The 18709-nt window shown below is 70.9% G+C and carries 21 protein-coding genes, 1 pseudogene and 1 riboswitch; of the genes and pseudogenes, 11 read left to right on the top strand and 11 right to left on the bottom strand.

All coding sequences use genetic code 11. From position 1 onward, the window contains the following. Positions 1–46: 46 nt before the first annotated feature. Complete coding sequence (locus RM704_RS32885) at positions 47–724, bottom strand: maleylpyruvate isomerase family mycothiol-dependent enzyme (RefSeq protein WP_033525943.1); 678 nt, start codon at positions 722–724, stop codon at positions 47–49. 73 nt (positions 725–797) lie between these two features. Here RM704_RS32885 and RM704_RS32880 point away from each other — a divergent pair, with 73 nt between their 5' ends. From RM704_RS32880 to RM704_RS32870, 3 genes are all read left to right on the top strand, one after another. After that, positions 798–1541: an HD domain-containing protein gene (locus tag RM704_RS32880; protein WP_052145901.1), complete on the top strand. Its 744-nt coding sequence runs from the start codon at positions 798–800 to the stop codon at positions 1539–1541. 150 nt (positions 1542–1691) lie between these two features. Next, a complete protein-coding gene (locus RM704_RS32875) occupies positions 1692–2915 on the top strand; it encodes a Cmx/CmrA family chloramphenicol efflux MFS transporter (protein ID WP_052145910.1) in 1224 nt (407 codons plus the stop codon). Positions 2916–2944: 29 nt separating this feature from the next. Further along, complete coding sequence (locus RM704_RS32870) at positions 2945–4054, top strand: GNAT family N-acetyltransferase (RefSeq protein WP_033525945.1); 1110 nt, start codon at positions 2945–2947, stop codon at positions 4052–4054. A gap of 121 nt (positions 4055–4175) precedes the next feature. On the opposite strand, the gene RM704_RS32865 is transcribed toward RM704_RS32870, so the two are convergent. Together RM704_RS32865 and RM704_RS32860 are read right to left on the bottom strand one after the other, a co-directional pair. Further along, entirely contained in the window at positions 4176–4448 is a 273-nt protein-coding gene (locus RM704_RS32865) for a DUF4031 domain-containing protein (RefSeq protein WP_033525946.1), read from the bottom strand. Continuing rightward, positions 4445–4864 carry a DUF8819 family protein gene (locus RM704_RS32860; RefSeq protein WP_033525947.1) on the bottom strand — a complete coding sequence of 140 codons (420 nt, stop codon included), beginning with the start codon at positions 4862–4864 and terminating at the stop codon, positions 4445–4447. The genes RM704_RS32865 and RM704_RS32860 overlap by 4 nt, the downstream gene beginning before the upstream one ends. Positions 4865–4919: 55 nt before the next feature. Here RM704_RS32860 and RM704_RS32855 point away from each other — a divergent pair, with 55 nt between their 5' ends. The 3 genes from RM704_RS32855 (at position 4920) to RM704_RS32845 (ending at position 7678) form a co-directional block, all read left to right on the top strand. After that, positions 4920–5855, top strand: a complete 936-nt coding sequence (locus RM704_RS32855) for a MurR/RpiR family transcriptional regulator (RefSeq protein ID WP_033525948.1) — start codon at positions 4920–4922, stop codon at positions 5853–5855. A gap of 107 nt (positions 5856–5962) precedes the next feature. Beyond that, on the top strand, positions 5963–6973 hold the full coding sequence (gene murQ / locus RM704_RS32850; protein WP_311591693.1) for an N-acetylmuramic acid 6-phosphate etherase: 1011 nt from the start codon (positions 5963–5965) through the stop codon (positions 6971–6973). A 126-nt stretch (positions 6974–7099) separates the two neighbouring features. Further along, a complete protein-coding gene (locus RM704_RS32845; protein ID WP_033525949.1) occupies positions 7100–7678 on the top strand; it encodes a hypothetical protein in 579 nt (192 codons plus the stop codon). 27 nt (positions 7679–7705) lie between these two features. Here RM704_RS32845 and RM704_RS32840 read toward each other — a convergent pair whose 3' ends face one another. Both RM704_RS32840 and RM704_RS32835 read right to left on the bottom strand, forming a co-directional pair. Beyond that, the gene (locus tag RM704_RS32840; RefSeq protein ID WP_033525950.1) at positions 7706–7918 is read right to left on the bottom strand and encodes a hypothetical protein; all 213 of its coding nucleotides are present in this window, start codon (positions 7916–7918) and stop codon (positions 7706–7708) included. After that, complete coding sequence (locus tag RM704_RS32835; protein ID WP_033525951.1) at positions 7915–8145, bottom strand: hypothetical protein; 231 nt, start codon at positions 8143–8145, stop codon at positions 7915–7917. The genes RM704_RS32840 and RM704_RS32835 overlap by 4 nt, the downstream gene beginning before the upstream one ends. Positions 8146–8260: 115 nt before the next feature. Between RM704_RS32835 and RM704_RS32830 the strand changes: the two genes are divergently transcribed. The 4 genes and pseudogenes from RM704_RS32830 to RM704_RS32815 form a co-directional block, all read left to right on the top strand. Further along, on the top strand, positions 8261–9100 hold the full coding sequence (locus tag RM704_RS32830; protein ID WP_033526053.1) for a helix-turn-helix domain-containing protein: 840 nt from the start codon (positions 8261–8263) through the stop codon (positions 9098–9100). Continuing rightward, positions 9084–9356 carry a DUF397 domain-containing protein gene (locus RM704_RS32825; protein ID WP_033525952.1) on the top strand — a complete coding sequence of 91 codons (273 nt, stop codon included), beginning with the start codon at positions 9084–9086 and terminating at the stop codon, positions 9354–9356. Before RM704_RS32830 ends, RM704_RS32825 begins: the two co-directional genes overlap by 17 nt. A 48-nt stretch (positions 9357–9404) precedes the next feature. Then, complete coding sequence (locus RM704_RS32820; protein ID WP_033525953.1) at positions 9405–9950, top strand: DinB family protein; 546 nt, start codon at positions 9405–9407, stop codon at positions 9948–9950. A gap of 307 nt (positions 9951–10257) precedes the next feature. Further along, positions 10258–10713: pseudogene (locus RM704_RS32815) on the top strand (hypothetical protein); the annotation flags it as partial. Positions 10714–10762: 49 nt separating this feature from the next. On the opposite strand, the gene RM704_RS32810 reads toward RM704_RS32815, so the two are convergent. The 6 genes from RM704_RS32810 to thrC all read right to left on the bottom strand — a co-directional run bounded on the left by RM704_RS32810 (position 10763) and on the right by thrC (position 17339). Then, positions 10763–11386, bottom strand: a complete 624-nt coding sequence (locus RM704_RS32810; protein WP_033526055.1) for a superoxide dismutase family protein — start codon at positions 11384–11386, stop codon at positions 10763–10765. A 223-nt stretch (positions 11387–11609) separates the two neighbouring features. After that, complete coding sequence (locus RM704_RS32805; RefSeq protein ID WP_052145902.1) at positions 11610–12761, bottom strand: NADH:flavin oxidoreductase; 1152 nt, start codon at positions 12759–12761, stop codon at positions 11610–11612. A 238-nt stretch (positions 12762–12999) separates the two neighbouring features. Then, entirely contained in the window at positions 13000–14622 is a 1623-nt protein-coding gene (gene groL, locus RM704_RS32800; RefSeq protein ID WP_033525954.1) for a chaperonin GroEL, read from the bottom strand. A 367-nt stretch (positions 14623–14989) separates the two neighbouring features. Next, positions 14990–15196 (bottom strand): cold-shock protein, encoded by a 207-nt coding sequence (locus RM704_RS32795; protein WP_005486335.1) that lies wholly within the window; start codon positions 15194–15196, stop codon positions 14990–14992. A 462-nt stretch (positions 15197–15658) separates the two neighbouring features. Continuing rightward, complete coding sequence (locus RM704_RS32790) at positions 15659–15934, bottom strand: ubiquitin-like small modifier protein 1 (RefSeq protein ID WP_033525955.1); 276 nt, start codon at positions 15932–15934, stop codon at positions 15659–15661. 118 nt (positions 15935–16052) lie between these two features. Next, on the bottom strand, positions 16053–17339 hold the full coding sequence (gene thrC, locus RM704_RS32785; protein WP_033525956.1) for a threonine synthase: 1287 nt from the start codon (positions 17337–17339) through the stop codon (positions 16053–16055). 17 nt (positions 17340–17356) lie between these two features. Then, positions 17357–17513, bottom strand: a riboswitch (SAM riboswitch). 131 nt (positions 17514–17644) lie between these two features. On the opposite strand from thrC, the gene RM704_RS32780 reads away from it, so the two are divergent. Beyond that, entirely contained in the window at positions 17645–18589 is a 945-nt protein-coding gene (locus RM704_RS32780) for a glucosyl-3-phosphoglycerate synthase (protein ID WP_033525957.1), read from the top strand. Positions 18590–18709 lie beyond the last annotated feature (120 nt).

The following is an 18709-nucleotide window of genomic DNA, read 5'->3' as shown; positions in this document are numbered from 1 at the left end:
GGTGTACGCGGCGAAGTTCAAGTCCCTCTGGGACTGACCCCGGCACTCACGCGTAGAGGTTCAGCTCGGCCTCGGTGGCGCCCGCCAGCTCGTACGACGTACCTGCCGGTGGGCGACGCCCCGAATAGAGGCGTACGAGCGTGGGCGCGTCGCCGATGTAACGGGCGGGCGGGGCGTCGCCGCTCGGGGCGCCGAGCAGCAGGGGCGTGTCGGTGTCGTCGAGGTCGGCGTGCAGCGGGCGGGTGCCGCGCACCCGGGTCAGATGAGTCAACAGCTCCACGGCGGGGCCCAGTTGGGGGCCGCCGTACGCTTCGGGCAGGCCCCACGCCTCGCGGACGTCACCGGCGTGCACCCACTCACCGAAGGCGACGCCGTCCAAGGTGCCACCGGCCTCGGCGATGACCGGGCCCGCTTCGGTCATGCCCCGCTCCAGCTCGTCGACGATCCGCGCGACGGACCACTCGCCCCGCTCGGCGATGTCCCGGTCGTTCGACTCCGGGCTGAACACACCCTTCTCGAACCGGCCCTCGACCACCCGCGACAGCGCGGCCGAGCAGTGCGCCAGCACGTCCCGCACACTCCACCCCGGACAACAGGTCGCCGCCCCGAAGTCTCCCTCCGGCCTCGCCCGCAACAGCGGTACCAGCGTGTCCCGCTCACCGGCCAACAGCCGCGCGGGGAGTCCGGGGTCCCGTACATCGTGCGTATCAGCCACAGTCGTCATGGAAACCACCGTAGGCCAGAAGCGCCCTAGGGGGAGCGGGGCGCCGAGTGCACGGCCACGGCACAATGCGTACATGCCCGACCCCGAGACCACGCCCGATCCGCCCGGCGGCGACGAGGGCCGCCGTGCGGTCCTTCGGCACCGCTGGCTGCCCGCCCTGCTGTCGGCCCGGGACGGGGCCCGCGATCCCGCGCCGCTCCCGTACGCCGACGCCCTGATCGAGCGCTGGTCGGAGCCGCAGCGGAAGTACCACACCCTCGACCACCTCACGGCGGTGCTGGACCGTGTCGAGGTGCTGGAGGACCACGCGACGGACCCGGACCTCGTCCGTCTGGCCGCCTGGTTCCACGACGCGGTCTATCTGCCGGAGCGGTCGGAGAACGAGGAGCGGTCGGCGCGGCTCGCCGAGCGGGCGCTGCGGGAGGCGGGGGTGCCGGAGGAGAGGAGGGCGGAGGTGGCACGGCTGGTGCGCCTCACCGTCACGCACGATCCGGCCGACGACGACCCGAACGGGCAGGTGCTGTGCGACGCGGACCTCGCGATCCTGGCGTCCCCGCCGGACGCGTACGCCGCCTACGCCGCCGCTGTGCGGGAGGAGTACGGCTTCGTCCCGGACGACGCGTTCCGCGCGGGCCGGGCGGCTGTCCTGCGCCAACTCCTCGCCCTGCCGCGGCTGTTCAGGACACCGCACGGACAGCGGGAGTGGGAGCGCGGAGCGCGGGAGAACCTGCGGGCGGAACTGGCGGAACTGGAAGGACTGGCGGAGCCGGCGGGACTGACGGAGCCCGCGGGACGGACGGAACCGGACGACAGCTAACCGGTCACCAACCCACCGGTGAACCGGTGAACCGGTGCATTGGCGAACCGGCGGCGGATTTCGCACCCGGGAATGCGGCCCCGAACGAGAAGGTTGCCCATGGATATGTCCTCACCCGCCGCCGCCCCGGACCACGCCACCCGCTTCCGCATACCCCTCTCCGTCTACGTCCTCGGCCTCGCCGTCTTCGCGCTCGGGACCAGCGAGTTCATGCTCTCGGGGCTGCTGCCGCCCATCGCCGAGGACATGGACGTGTCCATCCCCAGGGCGGGACTGCTGATCTCGGCGTTCGCGATCGGGATGGTGGTCGGGGCGCCCCTCCTGGCCGTGGCGACCCTGCGGCTGCCGCGCCGGACGACCCTCGTCACCCTGATCACGGTCTTCGGCCTCGGACAGATCGCCGGCGCCCTCGCCCCCAGCTACACCGTCCTCTTCGCCTCCCGGATCGTGAGCGCGCTCGCCTGTGCGGGGTTCTGGGCGGTCGGGGCGGCCGTGGCCGTCGCCATGGTGCCCGTCAACGCCCGCGCTCGCGCCCTGGCCATCATGATCGGCGGGCTGTCGATCGCGAACGTGCTGGGCGTACCGGCGGGCGCGTTCCTCGGGGAGCACTTCGGGTGGCGGTCGGCGTTCTGGGCGGTGGCGGTCGCCTCGGCGATCGCGCTGGTCGGCGTGGTCACGCTCGTGCCGGCGATCCCGCTGCCCGCCGAGCGGCCCCGGCTCGCCCGGGAGGCCCGGATCTACCGCGACGGGCAGGTCTGGCTGTCCATCGCCATCGTGGCGCTCGCCGCCGGTGGCGTCTTCTGCGCGTTCAGCTACCTCGCGCCGCTGCTCACGGACGTCTCCGGCCTGGACGCGGGCTGGGTGCCGACGGTGCTCGCGCTGTTCGGGATCGGGGCGCTGATCGGCACGGCGATCGGGGGCCGGTTCGCGGACGCGCACCTCTTCGGGGTGCTGCTCAGCGGGATCGCCGCCTCCACGGTCCTGCTCGTCGCCCTGGCGCTGCTCGCCCAGTACGCCGTGGCCGCCGTCCTCCTCTCCTTCCTCCTCGGGGTGTCCTGCTTCTACACCGCCCCGGCCCTCAACGCCCGCCTCTTCAACGTCGCCGGCGCCGCCCCGACCCTCGCCGGTGCCACCACCACCGCCGCGTTCAACCTCGGCAACACCGGTGGCCCCTGGATCGGCGGGGTCGTCATCGACGCGGGCCACGGGTTCGCCGCCACGGCCTGGGCGGGCGGCGCCATCACCGCGGCCGCCATCGTCACGACCGCCGTGTCCCTGCGCCTCCACCGGCGTACGCGGGCCTCCCGCCTGGTGGCCGGAAGCAGTGACACCGCCGGCGCGGGCACCGTAAATCCAGTACGTACGGAGGCCTGACCACGCCTATCCTCGCCGCCATGCGACCAATGGGTGGGGAACAGGTACGGGAAGCCGTCGAGCACGGCCTCGCGGTGCTGGGGACGGTGGCCGAGCGAGACTGGAAGGGCACCAAGGCAGGACGGCTGGACTGGACCTGCCGGGAGACCGCCGAGCACGTCGCGTCGGACCTGATCGCCTACGCGGGACAGCTGGCGGGGCGGCCGACGGCACGCTGGGCACCGTTCGAGATCGACATGGCGGAGTGCGAGAACAACGCCGACCTGCTGGAAGTGATCCGCACGACCGGCGCCCTGCTCACGGCCGCCGTCGACACCACCCCCCGCTCGGTCCGCGCCTTCCACCCGTACCCGTTCCGCGCCGCCGACCGTGAGGGCTTCGCGGCGATGGGCGTCGCCGAGGTGCTGCTGCACGTACACGACATCATCGAGGGCCTCGGGCTCCCGACGGCCGCGGCTGTGCCGCCCGCCGGGCTCGGACTGTCGGAGTCCGTGCTCGCCCGCCTCTTCCCTCACGTCAGGCCCGGTGACGACCCCTGGGCGACGCTGCTGTGGGCCACCGGCCGGGGCGACCTGCCGGACCGGGCGCCCGTCACCGAGTGGAAGTGGAGCAACCCGCTGCACATCGACGCCGAGCGGCTCGTCCTCCAGGGCGTCCACCCGGCCGCCGCGGCCGATCTCGCCGAGGGCGGCACCGGCGGCTTCGACTGGATCGTGGGCGGCCCGGTCGAGGGCACCCGGGTCGGCGCGGGCCTGGTGTTCCAGGCGTACGAGGCGGGGGTGCACCGGCCGGAGTGGGGCATGTTCGTGCTCGTCCGCAAGGAGGACGGGCTGGCCGTAGGCGCGCTCGGCTACCACGGGGCGCCGGACGAGGAGGGCCGCGTCGAGATCGGGTACGACCTGGTCGAGGGGGCGCGCGGGCGCGGTTACATGACCGAGGCGGTGGGCGCGCTGACCGGCTGGGCGCGGGAGCGGAGCCGGGAGCGGGGGGACGTACGGTCGCTGTTCGCGGTCGTCGAGAAGTTCAACACCCCTTCGCAGAGCGTCCTTTCCCGCGCCGGATTCGAGAAGGTGAGCGACGACTGGGGCGACGGGGAGGACGGGGAGCAGTTCGCGTACGAACTCCGGCTGCGCGCCTGACGTACGCCGGGCCCGACCGCTCCGGGACCGGGTGCACAGGCTGGACGCGGTCTTCGTCGACCGACCCACTGCCCCGTACGGGCGGCGCGCCCGGCGCCGCGTGGCCCTCAGCCGCGCCCTCTCAGGCCGCGGGCCCTCGTCGTTTCGGCCTGCGCAGCCCCGCTCCCGTCAGCCTGCGCAGCAGTTCCTTCGAGCCCACCTCCACGGCGCCGGCCCGCACGACCTCCGTGTAGCGATGGGACGGGATGTCGTAGTGGTCGCGCTCGAAGGCGCGCTCGGGGATGCCCAACTCCCTGGCGAAGGCGTGCAGTTCGTCGAAGGACACATCGCTCACGAGGTGGGACCACATCCGCCCGTGCCCGGGCCAGGTGGGGGGATCGACGTAGAGGGTCACGGGGACACCGCCCCTCCGGGGGCATCCCCGAAGCCTCCTCCGGACGGGGCGCCCAGCGACCCCAGCGCCGCGACCCGCACCCCCGCCTTGTGGCACACCCACTGCGGATCGGGCCCGAGCTCCGGCTCGACGTCGAGGGCGTGCGGGTCGCCGTCGCCGCAGACCGGGCACAGGGGCCAGCGGCCGTACCGTTCGAGCAGGGCGTCCTGGACGTCCTGGGCGACGAGCCCGGCGACGTACGCCGCGCCGTCCGGCCACTGCTCGACCCACCAGCGGCGCTGTGCGACGGATTCCTCGACCATCGAGACGATGTCCGCCTCCGCGACTTTCCCGGACACCAGATCGGCGAGCACGAGGGCGCGAGCCGCGTGCAGCGTCTGCTCAAGGGGGCTCACGGGGTCACTGCTGGGGCTCATGCATCCATTGTGCGGCCCTTGACCATCGCACCCGACAGAAAATATCTTTCACTATGTGAGCGATGACGTGAAGGAAATTTTCTCACCGGCGTCCGCCCCGGTCGCGCCGCCCGCCCCCGCCGCCCTCGCGGCGAAGGTGCGGACGCTGGCGCCCTCCATGACCCGCTCCATGCAGCGCGTCGCGGAGGCCGTGGCGAACGACCCGGCCGCCTGCGCGGCGCTCACCGTCACGGGCCTCGCCGAACTCACCGGCACCAGCGAGGCCACGGTCGTCCGCACCGCCCGCGTCCTCGGCTACCCCGGCTACCGCGACCTGCGCCTCGCCCTCGCGGGCCTCGCCGCCCACCAGCTGTCGGGCCGCGCGCCCTCGGTCACGGCCGACATCGCGGTGGACGACCCGCTGTCCGACGTGGTCGCCAAGCTCGCCTACGACGAGCAGCAGACCCTCGCGGACACGGCCGCCGGACTCGACATGGGCCAGCTCGGCGCGGCGGTCGCGGCGCTCGCCGGTGCCCGGCGCATCGACGTCTACGGGGTGGGGGCGTCCGGGCTGGTCGCCCAGGACCTCACACAGAAACTGCTCCGCATAGGGCTGATAGCCCAGGCGCACAGCGATCCGCACCTCGCCGTCACCAACGCGGTGCAGCTCCGCGCGAAGGACGTGGCCGTGGCGATCACCCACTCCGGCTCCACGGGCGACGTCATCGAACCGCTGCGGGTCGCCTTCGACCACGGCGCCACGACGGTCGCGATCACCGGCCGCCCGGACGGGCCGGTCTCCCAGTACGCCGACCACGTCCTGACGACGTCCACGGCACGGGAGAGCGAGCTGCGACCGGCGGCGATGTCGTCCCGGACGAGCCAACTGCTGGTCGTGGACTGCCTGTTCGTCGGAGTGGCACAACGGACGTACGAGTCGGCGGCGCCGGCGCTGTCCGCCTCGTACGAGGCGCTGGCCCATCGGCATCGGATCGGGGGCCCCTCGCGGTAGCCGGGACGGCTGTCGCGGCGGCCGTGGCCGGCCGTCCCGGCCGCCCGGACCACCGCGGCGTCCGCCCGCCAACGCACAGTCGCTCCACCCGCACGAAATGAGTCGCCATGCCCCCCACCTCCCCGGACACCTCCGCACTCTCGAACGCCGCCGGCCTTCCGGGCGGCTCCGGCCTCCCGGGTGCCGCCCTGGCCAACCACCTGGCCGTGCGCGCGGAGTTGGAGTCGTTGACGACCGAGGCGTTCCGGCCGGAGCTGGCCGACATCGATCAGCTTCCGACGCTCGACATCGCGAAGCTGATGAACACCGAGGACGCGGGAGTGCCGACGGCCGTGGCCGCGCAGCTGCCGCTGATCGCGGCGGCGATCGACGCGATCGCGGAGCGGATGGGCCGGGGCGGTCGGCTGATCTACGCGGGCGCGGGGACGGCGGGCCGGCTGGGGGTGTTGGACGCGTCCGAGTGCCCGCCGACGTTCAATACGGCCCCGACGCAGGTCGTGGGCCTGATCGCGGGTGGCCGCGAGGCCATGGTCACCTCGATCGAGGGCGCGGAGGACTCGGCGGAGCTGGCCCGGACCGACCTCGACGCGCTCGCCCTGACGCCCGACGACACGGTGGTGGGCGTCTCGGCCTCGGGGCGCACGCCGTACGCGGTGGGAGCGGTGGAGCACGCGCGGGCGGCCGGCGCGCTGACGGTGGGCCTGTCCTGCAACGCGGCCAGCGCGCTCGCGGCGGCGGCCGATCACGGCATCGAGATCGTCGTCGGACCCGAGCTGGTCACCGGCTCCACCCGGCTCAAGGCGGGCACGGCCCAGAAGCTCGTCCTCAACATGCTCTCGACGATCACCATGATCCGCCTCGGCAAGACCTACGGGAACCTGATGGTCGACGTGCGGGCCACCAACGACAAGCTCCGTGCCCGCTCCCACCGCATCGTCGCCCTCGCCACCGGCGCGACGGACGACGAGATCGACACGGCCCTCACCGCCTCGAACGGCCAGGTCAAGAACGCCATCCTCACCATCCTGAGCGGCGTGGACGCCCCCACGGCGGCCCGCCTCCTGACGGAGAACGAGGGCCACCTCCGGGCGGCCCTGGCGGCGGCGACGTCTCCGTGAGCCGCTCGCGGCGGCACCCTGCGGCGGCCCCTGACCCACATCGAGGGGGTTGTCGGTGCCGCATGGCACCCTTCATAGGTCAGAAGAGGGTCCGCGACCACACCACCCCGGGGTGAGACCACCACCATGAACCACGCCCAGCTCACCGCCCTCGGCCGTGCCCTGCGTGTCCTCGGGGAGCACGGCGAGGCGCTGAACGCCGACACACCGGACGCCCGGCTGCACGAGGTGAAGGCCGACATCAAGCGAGCCCTGGAGCTGCTGGACGAGACGGTCACGACGGCCGCCCCCACCACCCGCTGCGCCGAGCACCCCAACGGCCCGGTGGACGAGGAGGCCCCCGACCGCTGCCTGCTCTGCGAGACCCGCCGCCGCGCCGCCCGCCGCACCGAGCTGAACGACAGCTACGGCCCGTCCCGCCCCACCGGCCCCACCACCCCGGCCCCCTCCCGCTACGGCATCCGGGACGACCGCCCCCAACCCCAGCAGCGCTGGCTCCCGGAAGCATGGAACGGCCAGGTCTGGCAGCTCTGCGGCACCCCCCGCCGCGACCGCCGCGAGGCCGAGCTCTACCTCGCCGCCCAACGCCGCGGCCCCCGCCCCGCCCTCGCCTACCGCCTGGTCCAGGAGTTCACCGACTACGACGTGACCCGCATCTGGGGCGAGCCGGTACGGGTGGACATCGAGCCCCTGGGGAACATGTGAGCGACCCCGGGCGCCCGAGAGTCTCGCTCAGCACGGCAGCCGCCCCTCCGCGTTGACCCGCCGCACCCGGGCCCGCAGCACCTCCCCCGGCGGGGCCTCGCGCAGCGCGTCCGGCGGGCAGTCCCACTCCCGCCCACCCCCGACCGGCCGCAACTGCACGTAACCGCCCTCGCGCCCCATCACCTCGCCGAGCCGCCCGTCGCGCACGTCCACGGCGTACGACCGCCGCGGGGCGCTCACGTCTCGGCCGCCTTGCGCAGCACGGCGGCGAGCTTGGCGGCGACCTGGAGGTTGCAGCGACCCAACTCGACGAGCGGGTAGGGCAGTTCACTGGCGCCGGTGATCGGGTCGACGCGCAGGGACGGCAGGATGATCCCGACGCCACGCAGGGCCTGGTCGAGCTGCTCCACGGCGTCCTCGGTCGAGAACGCGGACCTGCGCCGACCGTTCGCCGCTCTGTTCTTCACGTCGCCATTCCTCCACGCTGGGTTGCCGATTCGCCACACAGCGTGTCCGACAGCGCCCTAGCCTGGCCAGACACGACGCCCCAACAGGGGGACTGCTGTACAGGGGGTAATGGCCATGCCAGGACCGAAGGACCTCGACCCGTCGTCGTCGCCGCGAGCACTTCTGGGCGCGGAGCTGCGCCACGCGAGAGAGCGGGCAGGGCTGAGCCAGGAGGATCTGGGCCAACGGCTGTTCGTGAGCGGTTCGTTCGTGGGCCAGTTGGAGGCGGCGGTACGGCGTATGCAGCCGGAGATCGCCCGGCTGATCGATGTCGCGCTGGACACGGGGGACTTCTTCCTACGGAACTGCCAGGCCACCGCCAAGTCCAAGTACCCGGAACACTTCGCGGAAGCGGCGGACGCGGAGGCGGAGGCAACCGAGATCAGGGAGTACGCTCCGCTGCTTATCCCCGGGTTGCTCCAGACCGCGGAGTACGCACGAGCCGTGTTCCGGGCGTACCAGCCGACGGCACCGCAGCGGGTGGTCGACGACCTGGTGACGGCCAGGATGGAGCGCGTCCGCATCCTCGACGATCCAGCAGACCCCTTGTTGTGGGTGGTCCTGGACGAGGCCGCACTGCGTCGCACCACGGGCGGACCCAAGGTGATGACCGAGGCCCTACGGCACATCGCCGGGATGATCCACCAGAGCCGGGCGATCGTGCAGGTGCTGCCCTTCGACTCCGGCGCCCACGCGTCGATGGAGGGCTCCATCAAGTTGATGGACTTCATGGAGGCGCCCCCGCTCGTCTACTACGAGGGTGTCGGCACCGGCCGCCTGGAGGACGACCCCGCCACCGTCCGCCATCAGCGACGCACCTTCGAGTTCCTCACCGCCGCCGCACTGCCGCCAGAGAACTCCCTGGTCATGCTCGAAACAATGGCCCAGGATTATGCGCATGAGGAGCATCCCTGAGCACGAGCTGGGCTCGGCCACTTGGCACAAGTCCAGCTACAGCGGCGGCAGTGGCGGCAACTGCCTGGAGGTCACCCGCTGGCACAAGTCGAGCTACAGCGGCGGCGATGGCGGCAACTGCCTAGAAGTCACCCTCGCCCACCCCACGCACCCCACCCACATCCCCGTGCGCGACTCCAAGAACCCCCTCGGCCCGAAGCTCGTGTTCCGGGCGGAGAGTTGGTCCCTGTTCATCGAGGAACTGAAGCGCGACTGACCCGCGAAGAGGTCAGGATCTGACCTACATGGTTCCTACCGTGGGGGCATGAACACAACGACGAACACCCCCGCCCCCACCCTGCCCACCGGCGAGCGCGCCGACCTGCTGGAAACACTCGCCAAGCAGCGCCACTTCCTCCGCTTCACCACCCGCGACCTCACCGACGAGCAGGCCGGGCAGCGCACCACGGCCAGCGAACTCTGTCTCGGCGGCCTGATCAAACACGTCACGTCGGTGGAACGGAACTGGGCGGCGTTCATCGTGGACGGCCCCTCGACGATGCCCGACTTCACCGCCATGACCGAGGCCGACTGGGCCAAGCGCGCCGACGAGTTCCGGATGCTGCCCGGCGAGACGCTGGCCGGCGTGCTCGCGGAGTACGTCGAGGTGGCCGACCGGACCGACGAACTCGTGGCCACGCTGCCCGACCTGAACGCGTCGCACCCACTGCCGAAGGCCCCCTGGTTCGAGGGGGAGGCGAGCTGGTCGGCCCGCAGGGTGCTGCTGCACATCGCCGCCGAGACCGCGCAGCACGCCGGTCACGCGGACATCATCCGGGAGTCCCTGGACGGCGCGAAGAGCATGGGCTGACGCGCGGGCGGAACCGGCCCCGAAGCTCAAGCCACCAGCCGCGAGCCCTCTTTTTTTCGGAAGGGGAGGTGGGCCTCAACCCACCCTCCCACCCGGCGAGTTGACGTCACGCGTTCGACTTGCCACGCACCGTGACGATGCTGATACGGTGCCCGCAGACGAAACAGCCCCCGCCAGGTGCTACCAACACCTGCGGGGGCTTGACCTACGAGATCGAAGGATGAATTCGATCCCCATGGCTGCTGCCAACTCTAGTGCTGCCCCCCTGCCCGCGCACGCGGACCCGCACCCTCCGCGTCGCCATCCCATGGCGGCCCCGGGCTACGGCAAGCGCGCCGCCCCCGGCCAACTCCCCCACACGGCACAGGACTTCGCCGACCTCCCACCCCGCGAAGCAGCGATCGCCGCGTACATCGACCGCCTCCCCGACGGCGCCGACATCAGTGTGAAGACGCTGGCCAAGGAGCTGCCGTACGGCCAATGCGCCCTGCGTACAGCCCTCAACAGGCTTCAGGACGCGGGTCACTTGCGCCGGGGCCGCGAACACCTGACCGCCGATTCGGGGACGTCGCAGTGGATCACCCGAACGTGGTTCTCCCGTACCGCGCGCGACGACACCTGGTGGGCGAGGTTCACGCGGGGTGACGTACCCGAGGAGGAACCGGACCGAGCCCGCCCCACCCGCTCCCGCGCCCACATCCTGCTCGCCGCCCTGGGCCGTACGACGCCGGCCCTGTCCCTGTCCCAGGCCGGCTGCGTGGCCACCGGCCACCGGCCACCGGCCGCGCCCGCGGGTTCCCCGCCGGGGGCTCCTACTTGAACGGCACGTTCACGCAGGCCAGCCGCGCCCCGGCCGTGCCCGCGTGCCCCGCGTGGGTGGAGGTGGCCGCCGTGTGGAGAACCACCGAACGGGCCCCGCCGTCCCGGAAGCGCCAGTCGACGGTGGCGATCGAGCGGGCCGAACCGTCCTTGTTCGTCCGCACGTCCAGCCACACCTCGTTCTCGGGGTTGGCGTACGCCGGGTCGACGGACGGCTGGGTCGGGTCGAGCTCGTCCTGGTAGTGCGGCCCGGCGTCGGCGGGCAGCTTGCCGCACGGCTTGGTGTGGACGTGGGCGCCGTAGACGCGGTTCGCGGCGAGGTCCCGCAGTCGCAGCTCGATCCGCGTACCGCCGTCGCGCCGCAGCTCCTCCTTGACCTGCACCCGCCCGGCGACCGGGACCAGGGCGGTGTCGTAGGTGACGGCGGTCGCGACATCGGCGGTGTCGGCCGGGGCGAACACCGTCTTGACGACGACCTTCGGCACCGGTGCCTTCTTCTCGACCGTCTCGCTGGCGCCCGCGTTCGCGGCGACGCCGAGGCCGCCCGCGACCGCCACGACGGCGGCACCGGCCGCGAGGAACCGCTTGTGCTTGAGGGTGAGCTTGTGTCGTGCCATGGATATCTTGTCCGATTCGTGGGGGAAGGGGACCATCATGGGATGGTCAGCGCATCGGCGCCCCAACTCCCGGTGAAATAAGGAGAGTTGGGGCGCTGACGGCGCTGTGCCACGACACTACAACGACACATATGACGGAATTGGTTCGCTACCGCCGGGTACTGGGGAGACTTGGCGAAAGATCCCCGGCGCGCACCCGGCGCGGGCCCGGCACGGGGGCGACTCAGCTGAGCGACCCCAGCGCCGACGGCTCGAACGTCTTCAGCTCGTCGAAACGGCCGCCGAGCACCTTCGCCGCCCACTCGGGGTCCTGGAGCAGCGCACGGCCCACGGCGACGAGGTCGAACTCCTCGGCCTCCAGACCGTCCAGCAGGTCGTCGATCCCCTTCGTCGTCGCCGCCTCGCCGGTGAACGCGGCGAGGAACTCCCCGTCCAGACCGACCGAGCCGACCGTGATGGTGGGCTTGCCGGTGAGCTTCTTCGTCCAGCCCGCGAGGTTCAGCTCGGAACCCTCGAACTCCGCCTGCCAGTAGCGGCGCGTGGACGCGTGGAACGCGTCGACACCGGCCGCCACCAGCGGGGCCAGCACCGCCTCCAGCTCCTTCGGCGTCTCGGCGAGGCGCGCGTCGTACGCCTCCTGCTTCCACTGCGAGTAGCGGAAGATGACGGGGAAGTCGGCGGACACGGAGTCCCGCACGGCCGCCACGATCTCCGCCGCGAACTTCGTCCGGGCGACCGGGTCACCGCCGTAGGCGTCCGTACGGCGGTTGGTGCGCTCCCAGAGGAACTGGTCGACGAGGTAGCCGTGGGCGCCGTGGATCTCGACGCCGTCCATGCCGATGCGCTCCGCCTCGGCCGCGGACTTGGCGAAGGCCGCGATGACCTCGTCGATGTCGGCCTGGGTCATGGCCCGGCCGCCCGCGGCCTCGGTGCCGTCGACCCGCAGACCGGAGGGGCCGAACACGGGGGCGTCCGGGAAGAGCTTGCCCTGCTCCCGGACGGTCCCGATGTGCCACAGCTGCGGCACGATCGTGCCGCCCCCGGCGTGCACGGCCTCCGCGACCTTCGCCCACCCCGCGAGCTGCTCCTCACCGGCGAACCGGGGCACCCCGTCGACATCACCCGCCGTCTCGTGCCCGACGTACGTCCCCTCGGTCACGATCAGCCCGACCCCCGCGGCCGCCCGCCGCCCGTAGTACGAGGCCACATCCGCCCCCGGCACCCCACCGGGCGAGAACACCCGCGTCATCGGCGCCATCGCGATCCGGTTCGGCACGGTCAGCCCGTTGATCCTGACGGGTCGGGACAGCACCTCGGCGGCGCGGGACGCGGAGCCAGTGGCGGAAGCGGTGGAGGCGGTGGAGGCGGTGGTCACGTGGGGACTCCTTGAAGGGGAGAGCGGAATGAATTCCATGCGCACGCATATAGCGCTCGCCCTCCGCACAACCACGCGATCGGCCACGGGATTCCGCCCCCACCCCCGCATCCGCTGTGACCCCGGGCACACCGCGGAAGGGGCCCGCTGGGCGCGCCGGGAAACGCCCGAGGGCGGCACCCCCTGTCTCCAGGGGGTGCCGCCCTCGGTACGAAGGACGGTGATCGACCGGGGTCGATCAGAAGTCCATGTCACCGCCCGGCATGCCGCCGCCGGCGGGCGCGGCGGACTTCTCCGGCTTGTCCGCGATGACGGCCTCGGTGGTGAGGAAGAGCGCGGCGATGGACGCGGCGTTCTGCAGGGCAGAGCGCGTGACCTTCGCCGGGTCGATGATGCCCTCGGCGATCATGTCGACGTACTCACCGGTGGCCGCGTTGAGGCCCCAGCCCACGGTCAGGTTGCGGACCTTCTCGACCACGACGCCGCCCTCGAGACCACCGTTGACGGCGATCTGCTTGAGCGGGGCCTCCAGGGCGAGCTTCACGGCGTTGGCGCCGGTCGCCTCGTCACCCGTCAGCTCGAGCTTCTCGAACACCGCGGAGGCCTGCAGCAGGGCCACGCCACCACCGGCGACGATGCCCTCCTCGACGGCCGCCTTCGCGTTGCGAACGGCGTCCTCGATGCGGTGCTTGCGCTCCTTGAGCTCCACCTCGGTCGCGGCACCGGCCTTGATGACGGCCACGCCGCCCGCGAGCTTCGCCAGGCGCTCCTGGAGCTTCTCGCGGTCGTAGTCCGAGTCGCTGTTCTCGATCTCGGCGCGGATCTGGTTGACCCGGCCGGCGACCTGGTCCGTGTCACCGGAGCCGTCGACGATGGTGGTCTCGTCCTTGGTGATGACGACCTTGCGGGCGCGGCCCAGGAGGTCCAGGGTCGCGTTCTCCAGCTTGAGGCCGACCTCCTCGGAGATGACCTCGCCGCCCGTGAGGATGGCGATGTCGCCGAGCATGGCCTTGCGGCGGTCACCGAAGCCCGGGGCCTTGACGGCGACGGACTTGAAGGTGCCACGGATCTTGTTGACGACCAGGGTCGACAGGGCCTCGCCCTCGACGTCCTCGGCGATGATCAGCAGCGGCTTGCCCGACTGCATGACCTTCTCCAGGAGCGGGAGCAGGTCCTTGACGTTGGTGACCTTGGAGTTGGCGATGAGGATGTAGGGGTCCTCCAGGACCGCCTCCATGCGCTCCATGTCGGTCGCGAAGTACGCCGAGATGTAGCCCTTGTCGAAGCGCATGCCCTCGGTGAGCTCAAGCTCCAGACCGAAGGTCTGCGACTCCTCGACGGTGATGACGCCTTCCTTGCCGACCTTGTCCATGGCCTCGGCGATGAGCTCGCCGATCTGGGTGTCGGCGGCGGAGATGGAGGCCGTGGAGGCGATCTGCTCCTTGGTCTCGACCTCCTTGGCCTGGTCGAGCAGCGCACCGGAGACGGCCTCGACGGCCTTCTCGATACCGCGCTTGAGGGCCATCGGGTTGGCGCCGGCGGCTACGTTGCGCAGGCCTTCCTTGACCAGGGCCTGGGCGAGGACGGTCGCGGTGGTCGTACCGTCACCGGCGACGTCGTCCGTCTTCTTGGCGACTTCCTTGACCAGCTCGGCGCCGATCTTCTCGTACGGGTCCTCGAGCTCGATCTCCTTGGCGATGGACACACCATCGTTGGTGATCGTGGGGGCGCCCCACTTCTTCTCGAGGACGACGTTCCGGCCCTTGGGGCCGAGCGTCACCTTGACGGCGTCCGCGAGCTGGTTCATGCCGCGCTCGAGGCCGCGCCGCGCCTCCTCGTCGAACGCGATGATCTTGGCCATGTGAAGTGGTCCCTCCAGGACTGGGGGTGATTCCTTCGGACCGCGCCCGCGCCCGCGACGGACGGCTCGCCTGCCCCGTGGTTCCTTGCCCCACCTGGCCTGCGGGCCTCACCGACCCGGTCCTTCGTTGTCACTCTCACCTTCAGAGTGCTAACGCCAATGATTAGCACTCGGCATGGTCGAGTGCAAGCGCCTCTCGATGATCCGCAGGTGAACGTACCCCCGTGCGCCCGTCGGCGGACCCACGACCCGGGCCCGGACCGGTCGGCCCGGCGGCCCACACACGAGAGGGCTCGCACCCCGAAACGGGGTGCGAGCCCTCCCATGAAGAACGAAGAACGTCGCTGCGTTGAACCCGGCGCGTACTTCAGCCGGCCGCCAGTCGGACCATGTCCGCCTGCGGCCCCTTCTGACCCTGCGAGATCTCGAACTCGACCCGCTGGCCCTCTTCCAGGGTGCGGTAACCGTCCATCTGGATCGCGCTGTAGTGGACGAAAACATCCGCACCACCGTCGACCGCGATGAAGCCGTACCCCTTCTCCGCGTTGAACCACTTGACGGTGCCCTGAGCCATGCCTAACTCCCCTATTACTGGCCCTTGCACAGATCCACACTTCGCGGATCCGGGTCAGACCTCACCCCCCAACGGTTGGGGGTGTGCGCCGGAACGCGTCGACCGCGGCCGAATGTATCTGTCCAACTGCCCTCTGCAACAGGTCAATCGGACGAGAATTCTGGACACGACCGGTCGGGAATGTACGAACAATTCGCCCGAATTCAGGGCAAGTCGGGCCCCACAAAAGGAACGAATTACGCAAAAGGCCTGCACACTTTGGCTACTTCATATAGGGCGTGCGGCGCGATCAAATATGCGCCCGGCAAGGAATCACTAAGGTGATCGGACCGGGTTCCCCAACTCTACAGTGCTCAACCATAGAGAATTGCCCCCTCCGCTTCTCTCACGGTGGGGGCAATTCGATGAACTCTCGGTAATCGAAGTTACCGACGGTTACTACCGGCCGGTACGGAGCGGCGGTCAGCCACCGGCGACCGCGGGAATGATCGACACACCCGCGCCGTCCGGCGTGGCCGTCTCCAGGCCCTGCTCGAACCGGACATCGTCGTCATTCACGTACACATTCACGAACCGCCGCAACTTGCCCTGATCGTCGAGCACCCGGGCGGCGATCCCGTTGTGGTTCTTCTCCAGATCGGCGATGACCTCGCCGAGGGTCGCCCCCTCGGCACTCACCTCGGCCTGGCCCCCGGTGTAGGTGCGAAGGATGGTCGGAATGCGGACGTTGACGCTCATGACGTGTGACCTCCGGTCGGTGCAGAAGAGTGGTGGCGCGGGGCTGTACTGGGTATGCGGCTACCGCCGCGTGGGCGCGACCAGCCCCACGGACGCGCAGACGAACGACTACCAGCCCTTACGCGAGACCGGCCGCACGGAACGAATCGAGGTTGGGCCGAATGGTCGCGGTGAGTCCGGTCCCGGCCACCGCGTCCAGCGTCTTCAGACCGTCCCCGGTGTTGAGCACGACCGTGGTCAGCGTCGGGTCGAGAACGCCGTCCTCGATCAGCTTCTTCGTCACGCCGACGGTCACCCCACCCGCGGTCTCCGCGAAGATCCCCTCGGTGCGCGCCAGCAGCTTGATCGCGTCGACGACCTGCTCGTCCGTCACGTCCTCCACGGCCCCGCCGGTCCGCCGCGCGATGTCCAGCACATACGGCCCGTCGGCCGGGTTGCCGATCGCGAGCGACTTGGCGATGGTGTTCGGCTTCTGGGGGCGCACCACGTCGTGCCCGGCCTTGAAGGCCACCGACACCGGCGAACATCCCTCGGCCTGCGCGCCGAAGATCTTGTAGGGCTTGTCCTCGACGAGCCCGAGCTTGATCAGCTCCTGCAGACCCTTGTCGATCTTCGTGAGCTGCGACCCGGAGGCGATCGGCACGACCAGCTGGTCCGGGAGCTGCCAGCCGAGCTGCTCGCAGATCTCGTACGCGAGCGTCTTCGACCCCTCCGCGTAGTACGGCCGCAGGTTGACGTTGACGAAGCCCCAGCCCTCACCGGCCGGGTCGCCGATCAGCTCGGAGCAGAAGCGGTTCACGTCGTCGTAGTTGCCCTCGATGCCGACGAGCTCGCCGCCGTAGATCGCGGCCATGACGACCTTGCCCTGCTCCAGGTCGTGCGGGATGAACACGCAGGACCGGAAGCCGGCGCGGGCGGCGGCGGCGCCGACGGCACCGGCCAGGTTGCCCGTGGAGGAGCAGGAGAGGGTGGTGAAGCCGAAGGCGCGGGCCGCCTCCAGGGCCTGGGCGACGACCCGGTCCTTGAAGGAGTGCGTCGGGTTGCCGGAGTCGTCCTTGACGAAGAGCTTGCCGGCGTCGACACCGAGCGCGGCGGCCAGGTTGTCGGCCTTGACGAGCTGGGTCCAGCCGGGGTTGATGTTCGGCTTGGTGGCCACGTCCGCCGGGACGGGCAGGAGGGGCGCGTACCGCCAGATGTTCGCGGGACCGGACTCGATCCGCTTGCGCAGCTCGTCCGTGTCGTAGGCGGAGTAGTCGTACGCGATCTCCAGGGGCCCGAAACACTCCTCGCAGGCGAAGACCGGCCCGAGCGGAACGCGGTGACCGCATTCGCGGCAGCTCAGTGCGGCGGCGGGGCCGAGGTCTACGGTGGAGTCGGTGGTGCTTGCAACAGTCTGCGCAGCCATGGAGGCGAGGCCCTTTCTCCTCATCTTCCTCACGACGCACTTCGCCGTGAGACGGATTTGGCACCTTCCCTAGCCGGGAGCCTCGCGACGCGATCGACGGTGATCGCTACGAGACCGGCTGGAGGGTTGCCGGGGCTTCATCGGGCCGTATCCCTCTGCCCCTCTGGATGAGCGGTATTTGGTTGTATACGCCGACGAGCCGCGACATGCGATGGTCACCAGCGTTGTCCAAGACTGTAACCGAAGGCCAGGACAGTTGAGAGAGCCGTCCGAACCGCGAGATGAACGCAGAGGAGCCGCGCACTGTGCTGAAGGAAGTCGAGCGCTGGCTGAGTACCCGCTCCTGGTCCATGGCCGACCGCCCGCTCCACCGGATCATGGCCGCGAAACGAGCCACAGGGCAGACGGTCAGCGTCGTCCTGCCCGCGCTGAACGAAGAGGCAACGGTCGGCGACATCGTCGCGATCATCCGCCACGACCTGATGCGGCAGGTGCCGCTCGTGGACGAGATCGTGGTCGTCGACTCCGGGTCCACCGACCGGACGTCCCAGGTCGCGGCGGCCGCCGGGGCCAGAGTCGTCCACCGTGACGACATCCTGCCCCGCGTCCCGGCCGTGCCCGGCAAGGGCGAGGTCCTGTGGCGGTCGTTGCTGGTGACGTCCGGCGACATCGTCTGCTTCATCGACGCGGACCTCAAGGAGTTCTCGTCCGACTTCGTCTCCGGGATCGTCGGCCCGCTGCTCACCGACCCCGGTGTCGATCTCGTCAAGGCGATGTACGACCGCCCCCTCGGATCCGCCGCCGGCCAGGGCGGCCGTGTGACGGAACTCATGGCCCGCCCTCTGCTCAACATGCACTGGCCCCAGCTGGCCGGCTTCGTTCAGCCGCTAGGCGGCGAGTACGCCGCCCGGCGCTCGCTGCTGGAGCGGCTGCCCTTCCCGGTGGGCTACGGCATCGAGCTGGGCATGCTGGTCGACGCGCTGCACCTGGTCGGCCTCGACGCGCTCGCCCAGGTCGACGTGGGCGTCCGCAAACACCGCCACCAGGACGGTGCGGCGCTGGGCCGCATGTCCGCGGCGATCTATCGCACCGCCCAGCTGCGGCTGGCCCGGGGCCACCTGATCCGGCCGGTGCTGACGCAGTTCGAACGGGGACGGGAAGGGTTCGAGCCGCGCACCTACTCGGTGGACCTGGAGGAACGGCCGCCGATGGTGGAGATCGGGGAGTACGTGGAGCGAAAGGCCGCGTGAGGGGGTGGGGGTGCCTGTCTCGTGGGCGGGTGCGGGTGAGTGGGGCTTCTCGCGCAGTTCCCCGCGCCCCTGAAGACCAGGCCCTGCGGGCCTGGAAAACCCCGGGGCCGAGGGGTGAAA

Source organism: Streptomyces gottesmaniae (assembly GCF_031845845.1).
GTDB lineage: Bacteria > Actinomycetota > Actinomycetes > Streptomycetales > Streptomycetaceae > Streptomyces > Streptomyces akebiae.
This window is presented reverse-complemented; position numbering and strand designations above follow the sequence as displayed.